This window comes from Endozoicomonas sp., from assembly GCF_051008435.1.
Classification (GTDB): domain Bacteria; phylum Pseudomonadota; class Gammaproteobacteria; order Pseudomonadales; family Endozoicomonadaceae; genus Endozoicomonas_A.
This window is the reverse complement of the sequence record NZ_JBPCXO010000111.1, coordinates 1-8,385: the sequence shown is the minus strand read 5'-3', so window position 1 is coordinate 8,385 and position 8,385 is coordinate 1. Positions and strand designations below refer to the sequence as shown.

Genomic DNA, 8,385 nt, shown 5'->3' with positions numbered 1-8,385 from the left:
TGAAGTTTGATGATGGCAGAGGTTACACTGGTACTCGGCTTTCCTGTGGAGTTTACAGAAACTGCGAGAACCACATTTTGGGCATTGGAAACCCGCTGGCCAGCGCCAGAAGAATAGCGCCCTCTCAGACTGTTCTTCACTACCGTAGTTGGCCAGAAACTCCATAATTCCAATGCCTTTTTGGAACTGAACAGTATTTTTACACATCAGATTTATCTCCAAATATAAAGGTCATCAGACGTTTAATATAGCATTTGGATTATGACGTAGGGTCGATGGTAAACAGGAAATAGTTTATCTGTCGGATATGCCCCCCCCTGGTCAGGATATTGATTACCTCAAAGATCTATTCAGAGTACTTCGTGAATTAAACAGGGACACCCGACCTGCTCGAAGGGCACTGGCAAAGCACATCGAATCTGTTTTCAAGCAAGGTACAATCCCTCATGCATAAAGCCGTACAAGATTACTATGGTAAAACTCTTCAGGGCAGCAACGATTTACAGACGAATGCCTGCTGCACAGAGACGGCCATGCCCCGACATTTGAAAAACGCCCTTTCCAATCTTCATGACGAGGTACTGAGCCACTACTACGGTTGCGGACTGGTCTACCCCGAACAATTGAAAGGTGCAAGAATTCTTGATCTTGGCTCTGGGTCGGGTCGCGATTGCTATGCCCTTGCACAAATGGTGGGAGAACAAGGTTATGTCGTCGGCGTAGACATGACCGATGAACAACTGGCCATAGCCAACCGACATGTCGAATACCATCGAGAAAAGTTTGGCTACTCAAAAGCGAATACCGCATTCCACAAAGGCTATATCGAGAAGCTCGACCAGCTGGACCTGGAAGAAAGCAGTTTTGATATGATCATTTCAAACTGCGTGATCAACCTGTCCCCCGATAAGGAAGCCGTATTGAGAGAAGCCTGGCGACTGCTGAAACAAGGTGGAGAGCTTTACTTCTCTGACGTCTATTCAGATCGTCGCATTCCAGCAGAGCTGGTCGATGACCCGGTTCTTTATGGGGAATGCCTGAGCGGCGCACTCTACTGGAATGATTTTTTGAATTTGGCCAAAAAGGCCGGCTTTACCGACCCCAGACTGGTGGAAGACAAACCCATCACCATTAACAACAGCGAGATTGAAGCCAAAGTTGGTGACATCCAGTTCTTCTCAGCCACTTATCGACTGTTCAAACTGCCAGAACTGGAAAGTCATTGTGAGGATTATGGACAGGCCGTCATCTATAAAGGCACGATTGATCACCACCCCAACACATTTAATCTGGACGGACATCACCCCATTCCCAAAGGAAAGGTTTTCCCGGTTTGCGGAAACACCTGGAAAATGTTGCACGATACCCGATTCCGGGAGCATTTTGAGTTCATTGGTGATTTCAGCACTCACTACGGAATCTTTGATGGTTGCGGAACCCCAATGCCCTTCTCGTCTTCCACAGAAACATCTTCTATCAATACAGCCACAGGAAGTGATGGATCATGCTGCTGACAGGAACGTCTCAAAGCCCCAAAAGCCAGGAATGGCACTTTACTCCGGATGGCAGCCCCAGAGGCTATATTAAACCCCACGAACTGAAAGAGCTCTGGTTTCATACCGGGACTCGCTGCAACCTTTCCTGCAGCTTCTGTCTCGAAGGTTCAAGTCCTGCCAGTAAAAGGCTCGACGCCCCCACTCTGGAAGAAGCAAAGCCCTTCATTGACGAAGCACTTGAAATGGGTGTTGAACAGTTCTCGTTTACCGGCGGGGAGCCTTTTGTCATTAAAGACATAATCCGAATTCTGGACTATGCCTCTCAACATCGACCCTGCCTGGTTTTGACCAATGGCACGACGCCAATGATTAAAAGAATGGATGAACTGGCTCAGCTGAAAAACAACCCTCACCCCATATCTCTGAGAGTCAGCCTTGATCACCCCAATGCTGAACAACATGACGCTGAACGAGGTGAGGACAGTTTTGCGACCGCCCTTTCCGGAATGAAGCTACTGCATGAAAGTGGTTTTAACCTTTCTGTTGCCAGACATATGGAAAAAAATGAAAACACCCCTCTGGTTGAGCAGGCCTTTCGGGATCTTTTTGAGCTGAATGGTTTGCCGGTCAACCTGAAACAGGTGGCCTTTCCGGACTTTCTTCCGCCCGGCGCATTACCCGTCGTCCCTCATGTCAGTAAAGATTGCATGACCCGCTATCAGACAGAAGATAGCCGTCGTCAATTTATGTGCGCGTTTTCAAAAATGATGGTCAAGCAAAATGGGAAGATGCAGGTTTATGCCTCACACTGGTGGATGACGATACCGAGTACAACCTGGGCAATAATTTACAATCGAGCCTGACTAAAACCATCAGTATGAAACACCACCGCTGTTACAGCTGCTTTGCTTTTGGTTCTTCCTGCAGCGAACTGTAATCATCAGTTTAATAAAAGGATTTTATGATGGATAAAACCCGGATACTGTTTCTCTGCACGGGTAATTCCTGTCGCAGCCAGATGGCTGAAGGCTGGGCAAGAAACCTGTTACCACCAGACTATGAAGCTTTCTCGGCCGGTATTGAAGCCCATGGACTCAACCCTTCTGCCGTCAGGGTTATGCGGGAAGCAGGTATTGATATCAGCCAGCAGCAATCCCAAACTCTTAATGAGTTGGAACAGAAGCATTTCGACTTTATTATCACTGTTTGTGATCACGCCCATAGAACCTGCCCAACCCCTGAACAGGGGCAGATTATTCTGAAGCGTTTTGACGACCCTCCCCGACTGACCGAGTCAGTCACAACAGAAGAAGAGTCGTTGGAAATCTATCGTCGTGTAAGGGACGAAATCAGGATTTGGGTTAACCAGCTTCCCAGCCAGATCAAGCAAGCAAACAACTAACAAATGCTTACAGCTATCAAATAACAATGATAAGGAAACACTATGCTGGCAGTCATTGGCGGAACAGGCATTTATAGCCTGGACGGTCTTGAAACCCTGAATGAACAGACCATTGATACGCCTTATGGGCCTCATTCAGGCCCCATAACGACCGGTATTTACCACCAACAAAAACTGTTGTTTTTACCCCGGCACGGAAGCGGACATCAACTTCTGCCTCACGAGATCAACTACAAAGCCAACATTTGGGCTTTAAAGAGCCTGGGAGCAACACAAGTGATGGGGCTTTCAGCCGTCGGCAGCCTACAGGAAGAGATTGCGCCAGGAGAATTATCCCTGGTCAGTCAGTACTTTGATTTCGTCAAAGGCAGCAGAGAGAAAAGCTTTTTCGGTGACGGTCTTGTCGCCCATATTTCCACGGCTCTACCCAGCTGCAACCATCAGTCAGAACAACTCATCAATGCGGCCAACTCAGAAAAAATTGGCTTACATAAAGAAAAAACCTATGCCTGCATCGACGGCCCCAGATTGGGTAGCCGGGCAGAAAGCCTGTTTCTCAAAAATGCTGCACAGTGCGATGTTGTGGGTATGACTAATGTACCGGAGGCTTTTCTGGCCAGGGAAGCGCAGCTTTGTTATACGACAATCGCCATTGCAACAGACTACGACTGCTGGAAGGAAGAAACACCTCACGACAGCACTCAGTGCACCTGCAGGAACGCCCTGAAATCAGCGGTACTCTCCCCTGAAAGCCACCTGAATCAAGAGCAAAAAGCCCTGCTGGAGTTACTGCAAGAATAGTCATGTCCAACTTGTCAGTTATAGTGCCGCTCGGCCCAAACGAGCCAGAGTGGCCAACTCTGTTTGATCAATTGAACCTTCTGCCTGAAGGCAGCGAGATTATCCTTGTTGGCTACCAGGACAAACAGCAGCCTACGAGACTGGAGCAACTTCCGGAGCCACTGCAAAAGCTCAATTGGATTTGGTGCACTGCTGAGCGAGGACGTGCTTCTCAACTTAATACGGGAGCAAGGAAAGCGTCGGCTGACCATGTCTGGTTTCTCCATGCTGATTCAATACTGAGTACAGAGAATGTTCAGGGCTTACTGAACGCCATTCATTAATATCCAGAACGATTGTTCTACTTTGATCTCTGGTTTTATGACAAGGAAACCCGTTGGTTATCCATCAATGAATGGGGAGCAAGCATACGCTCCCATTTTTTGGGGTGCCCCTATGGAGATCAGGGTCTATGCATTAGCCGTTCTCTCTTCCTTCAACTCGGCGGCTATCCAGAAAACGCTCTCTATGGCGAAGACCATGTATTCGTCTGGAAAGCCAGACAGAACAACATCCGTCTCCACCCTTGCCACACAAAGCTGGGCACCAGCGCGAGAAAGTATCATGATTCAGGCTGGCTACAGCTCACGCTCAAGTACCAGTATCTCTGGCTAAAACAGGCAGCACCGGAATTTTTCAAATGGCTCACTTCTAAAGGCGACTAGTACTCGAAACCCATGCTTAAGAAACAGAACGACTTTTTACGGCACTTTAAAATAGCAGGCCTGGTTTTGGCACTGATCAAGGCATACTTCAACTAAACGATTTATCAGGGCATGATCAGCCCTTGCCTAACCTTTGTATATTGCTGTCCACGCCTCTGTATTGTTGCCCGCAACCTTTTAGTTTCATAACTCGAGAGCACACCTATTTTTGACACTTCTTGTCGCTGAAGCTGCCTCTTGGCACTCTCAATGGCTCTTTTGCCAGCATCGTCCGCCTCACGAAGCTTGATTAACAGCTGCAGCTTCTTTACCTCTTTTCGCTTATGCTCCAGCTCCTGACCAGCGTTTGATTCCCCGCTTAACTCTAATCTGGACAACTCCATGAAAGCTTTCTGGTGCAAGTATTGAAGCTCATAAAGAGACAGGTCAACATCCTTAACTTGGAAAAAAATCAGACTTTAACGCTTTCTTCGCACTAAATCGGACTTCCTCATCAATAGCAAACATTCGAATAAGCAAATTGGTCGTTTTGAGATCAAATCCGGAGCTATTGATTAACCAATCCATAAATAAATCATAACGTAACAGATTAAAGGTAAAGTCTTCGCGCTTACGACCTTCATGATCAAATAATATCGGCTTAAAGCCTGCCAAGAGTTGCACCATGAGCACGGCTACTGACCAGATATCCGCTTTTACAGAATACGGTTTGCCCATAAAAAGCTGTGGAGCCATATGGTAGGGTGTTCCCGCTTTTTTGCTAAATTTGTTCATTACGCCAGATGCACGGTCGGACAGACCAAAATCAATCAGAGTCAGTTTACCGGCTGAATTGAGCATCATATTGGCTGACTTGATATCTCGATGAACAATACCCTTTTCGTGCAGCTCCACCAGAGACTCCAGCAATTGCCTGGATAAACATCTGACGACCTCTAAAAGCAGCGGGTCACTCCGATTGTTAGGATCTTCAACTCGTACAAACTCTGCAAAGGTCATAGGTAATACCGGTAAGGCTTTTTTATCGGAAGCTTCCTTTACTACTTTTATAGCCATACTCAGTGGCTGACCGACATGTTCCATGAGCGCCTCATGTGCAATCGTTCCCTCCGCTGTTACAAACCTCTGCTCTTTCAGAGCTGGAGCAGCTGCACACTCAGCCTGAAGATCATACTCTTGTACAACCTTCTGTTTAAAATCATCACCAGATTCATCCTTCTTCGGTGTTTGCTTTTTGACAACATAGAAGGGTTCTAGTTTGGGTTGGCTAAGACAGCTCCTATCAAGCTGGAGCATAGCTTGTTCGTCTGGCTTCAACTTATATACCTGTCCATAGGCACCCTCCCCAACCTTCTCCCGAGCCCCTGTTTCGAGAGTCAGCCGCGAAGCCGTTTCGTCCAGTAACTTTGGCATGACATCCAACGCTCTGGTGACTATTTTTGCGCCTGTTCTTCCTGATGCACTACCGCCAGGCTTTCGTCCTGTGTCGTCCACCCCATCAGATGCAATTTGCACATCATGTACAGCAAATAGTTGAGGCAAAACACCATCCATAGATGGTTCTCTCCAAAACTTCGTTTATTCTATAAAAAAGATAAGACAAGCCACCACTAGCTTGTTGCCATTGATGCACAGATAGGCTCTGACAATTCTCCAGTATTTGCGAACCTGCCAGACAATGGTCCAGGCAAAAGTTCTACGAACCCGTTAGATCAACAAATCCCCCTTAGCAAATATCCCTTAGAAAGTTACCTTCGTACCGTATACCTTTTTTTGAACTCAAACGGTCGAAATAGTTCCTAACCCGGACGTTTCGTAAACTGCCCGGCTATCAGACACACCACAAAGATATGGGGACAAGGAGACGTAGCATGCCAAATCCGATCACTTTGTCGTCTCAGAGAACCGGGAGAGGGAGCACCATCCAGACTTTCCTGAAACGGCTCTTTAGATGATAAGGGACAAGTGAGAGTCGGAGCATGTTTATGAAATATCCGGACTCAGTGTTTGTTTAACTACTCCTACTGCAATGAACCTCTGGAATAGTTCGCTGTCTAAGGCCAGCCTGGAGGATTATCAATAGATAGCGGTTCAAACCCTCTTCTTTCGGTCAAGGTGTGGTCAGATCTCCAGCATGTACTAGGCTTGTCTGATCATAGTCCAAACTGAAGCCAATAGACGAATGCCCGACAAAAGTAAAACCATTGCCGTTATTTGCGGTGGTCTGTCTCCCGAAGCGGATGTATCCAGGCTCTCTGCAAATCGTATCACCCCCTGCCTGGAAGAGTATTATGGGAGAGTGGTTCACCTTGAACTGGACCAGACACTTCCTGAACAACTCATTGCCCAACAAATTGATGTTGCCTTTCCTGTTGCTCACGGGCCCTATGGAGAAGATGGCCGTCTGCAAGGGTTGCTGGATATCATGGGCGTTCCCTATGTGGGTTCTGGCGCTCTGGCCAGTGCCTGCTCTCTGGATAAGATTGTAGCCAAACGGTTGCTTCAATCTTCCGGCATACCCATGGCTAAGGACAGAGTCGTCTATCGCAGCGATAACTACGAAGATACCGCCCTGGACTGCATTGAATCCCTGGGACACAAGGTCATCATCAAACCCTCCGGACAGGGTTCGGGTATTGGCGTTCAGTTTGCCATGGGTTACGAAGACCTGATGGGCAAGCTGAAAACCGGCCTGCAAATGGATGAGAAGCTGCTGGTTGAAGAGTTTGTCACCGGCCGGGAAATCACTGCAGGCGTTCTCCACCTGGATGACTATCAGGTCCTGCCTGTCACTGAGATTACCACCCCGGATGGTGCCTGGTATGATTATGTCCACCGTTACACACCGGGCCTGAGTGACCATGTCATTCCCGCCAGAATCTCTGATGAGCAGTATCGGAAAGTTCAGGAAATCGCGCTTAAAGCTCACCAGATTCTGGGCTGCCACGACCTGAGCCGCTCTGACTTTATTGTTCCTGAATCAGGAGAGCCGGTATTCGCTGAGCTCAACAATTTACCCGGGATGACACCTACCAGTTTATTTCCAGACGGAGCCAGGCACGCTGGCATATCCTTTGATGTCCTGATCTGCAAACTGGTGGATCAAGCCTTGAAACGGGGAGAAACCATGCGTAATGGCCGAGAATACTGGCCAATACCCAAGCTGGATATCCAGCAACAGCTCTAAGCAATATCAAACAGCATCGAGCTTTTTGCTTTGCTATTTCCTACGATAAAAATACACTCCCTCTTCGCCATGTGGGGGAGTGTAATGAAGGCGTTCGGTCATATCACTGACCAAATACTTCTCGGCTGATATTGACCACCTCTGTGCACACCATATCGCAACAATCCTGTTTTTCTTTCGCTCAAGAAACAGCTCAAAAATTGTAGCGATCTCATCCGGATCACCCACAGGAAAACTGATAACCAGTGTGCCAGCCGATGCCTTCTCCTGTCTGGCACAAAACTCTCTGACCGAATCCAAAGCAGACTGCTGACGCACCTCTTTCATAAAACGGCCAGCTTCAGGGTTCTCAGCCAGAAAGCTGTAGTTATCCGTCGCATAAATAGAGATACCTCTGCTCTTTAGTTCATAGGATAACTGCCCGGTTCCCGAATAAATCTCAAGGCACTCACAACCTCTTAAACGAACCGCCAGACTGACAGCAAAAGCCTTATCAAGAGAACAACAGGAGCGCCTGCCAGCAATCTCATAGAAGGCTTTAACTCGATTCTGCAGTTTTTAGCGTTTGACGAAGGAAGATTCTTGTGGACTGCGGAACCAGTCTACTACTGTGACTCTTGTACCAAGCCTGGCGAGGTACAATCAACATCACAGCAGCAGGCTGGCAATGTAACATGGCCCTTGAATACATCACCGTCAAGTGTCGCCTGTGTTGATCCGTTCACTTTCTGTTGTCACCGAATTTCTCGACGCCTTGAGTGATTCATTAACATCCATCAAGCCTGCAGCTCGACT

Annotated in this window: 10 protein-coding genes; 6 read left to right on the top strand and 4 right to left on the bottom strand. The window is 47.7% G+C overall.

What is annotated here, in order from left to right; translation table 11 throughout:
• The coding region (locus tag ACR2PX_RS05205) for a transposase (RefSeq protein ID WP_433998305.1) at window positions 1-207 on the bottom strand (207 nt) is incomplete at its 3' end.
• A gap of 239 nt (window positions 208-446) precedes the next feature.
• On the opposite strand from ACR2PX_RS05205, the gene ACR2PX_RS05200 reads away from it, so the two are divergent.
• The 5 genes from ACR2PX_RS05200 (at window position 447) to ACR2PX_RS05180 (ending at window position 4,022) form a co-directional block, all read left to right on the top strand.
• Window positions 447-1,514 (top strand): methyltransferase domain-containing protein, encoded by a 1,068-nt coding sequence (locus tag ACR2PX_RS05200; RefSeq protein WP_433998304.1) that lies wholly within the window; start codon window positions 447-449, stop codon window positions 1,512-1,514.
• Window positions 1,505-2,359 carry a radical SAM protein gene (locus ACR2PX_RS05195; protein WP_433998303.1) on the top strand — a complete coding sequence of 285 codons (855 nt, stop codon included), beginning with the start codon at window positions 1,505-1,507 and terminating at the stop codon, window positions 2,357-2,359. Before ACR2PX_RS05200 ends, ACR2PX_RS05195 begins: the two co-directional genes overlap by 10 nt.
• Window positions 2,360-2,457: 98 nt before the next feature.
• Window positions 2,458-2,898, top strand: a complete 441-nt coding sequence (locus tag ACR2PX_RS05190; RefSeq protein WP_433998302.1) for an arsenate reductase ArsC — start codon at window positions 2,458-2,460, stop codon at window positions 2,896-2,898.
• Between the two features lie 42 nt (window positions 2,899-2,940).
• Window positions 2,941-3,699, top strand: a complete 759-nt coding sequence (locus ACR2PX_RS05185) for an MTAP family purine nucleoside phosphorylase (protein ID WP_433998301.1) — start codon at window positions 2,941-2,943, stop codon at window positions 3,697-3,699.
• Between the two features lie 2 nt (window positions 3,700-3,701).
• Complete coding sequence (locus tag ACR2PX_RS05180; protein WP_433998300.1) at window positions 3,702-4,022, top strand: glycosyltransferase; 321 nt, start codon at window positions 3,702-3,704, stop codon at window positions 4,020-4,022.
• Between the two features lie 126 nt (window positions 4,023-4,148).
• Here the strand turns inward: ACR2PX_RS05180 and ACR2PX_RS05175 are convergent, their stop codons facing one another.
• The gene (locus tag ACR2PX_RS05175) at window positions 4,149-4,304 is read right to left on the bottom strand and encodes a hypothetical protein (protein ID WP_433998299.1); all 156 of its coding nucleotides are present in this window, start codon (window positions 4,302-4,304) and stop codon (window positions 4,149-4,151) included.
• Window positions 4,305-4,838: 534 nt separating this feature from the next.
• Window positions 4,839-5,957: a protein kinase domain-containing protein gene (locus tag ACR2PX_RS05170; protein WP_433998298.1), complete on the bottom strand. Its 1,119-nt coding sequence runs from the start codon at window positions 5,955-5,957 to the stop codon at window positions 4,839-4,841.
• Between the two features lie 628 nt (window positions 5,958-6,585).
• Here ACR2PX_RS05170 and ACR2PX_RS05165 point away from each other — a divergent pair.
• Window positions 6,586-7,590 carry a D-alanine--D-alanine ligase family protein gene (locus tag ACR2PX_RS05165; RefSeq protein WP_433998297.1) on the top strand — a complete coding sequence of 335 codons (1,005 nt, stop codon included), beginning with the start codon at window positions 6,586-6,588 and terminating at the stop codon, window positions 7,588-7,590.
• A gap of 33 nt (window positions 7,591-7,623) precedes the next feature.
• On the opposite strand, the gene ACR2PX_RS05160 is transcribed toward ACR2PX_RS05165, so the two are convergent.
• Entirely contained in the window at window positions 7,624-7,917 is a 294-nt protein-coding gene (locus tag ACR2PX_RS05160; RefSeq protein ID WP_433998296.1) for a hypothetical protein, read from the bottom strand.
• Window positions 7,918-8,385: the final 468 nt, after the last annotated feature.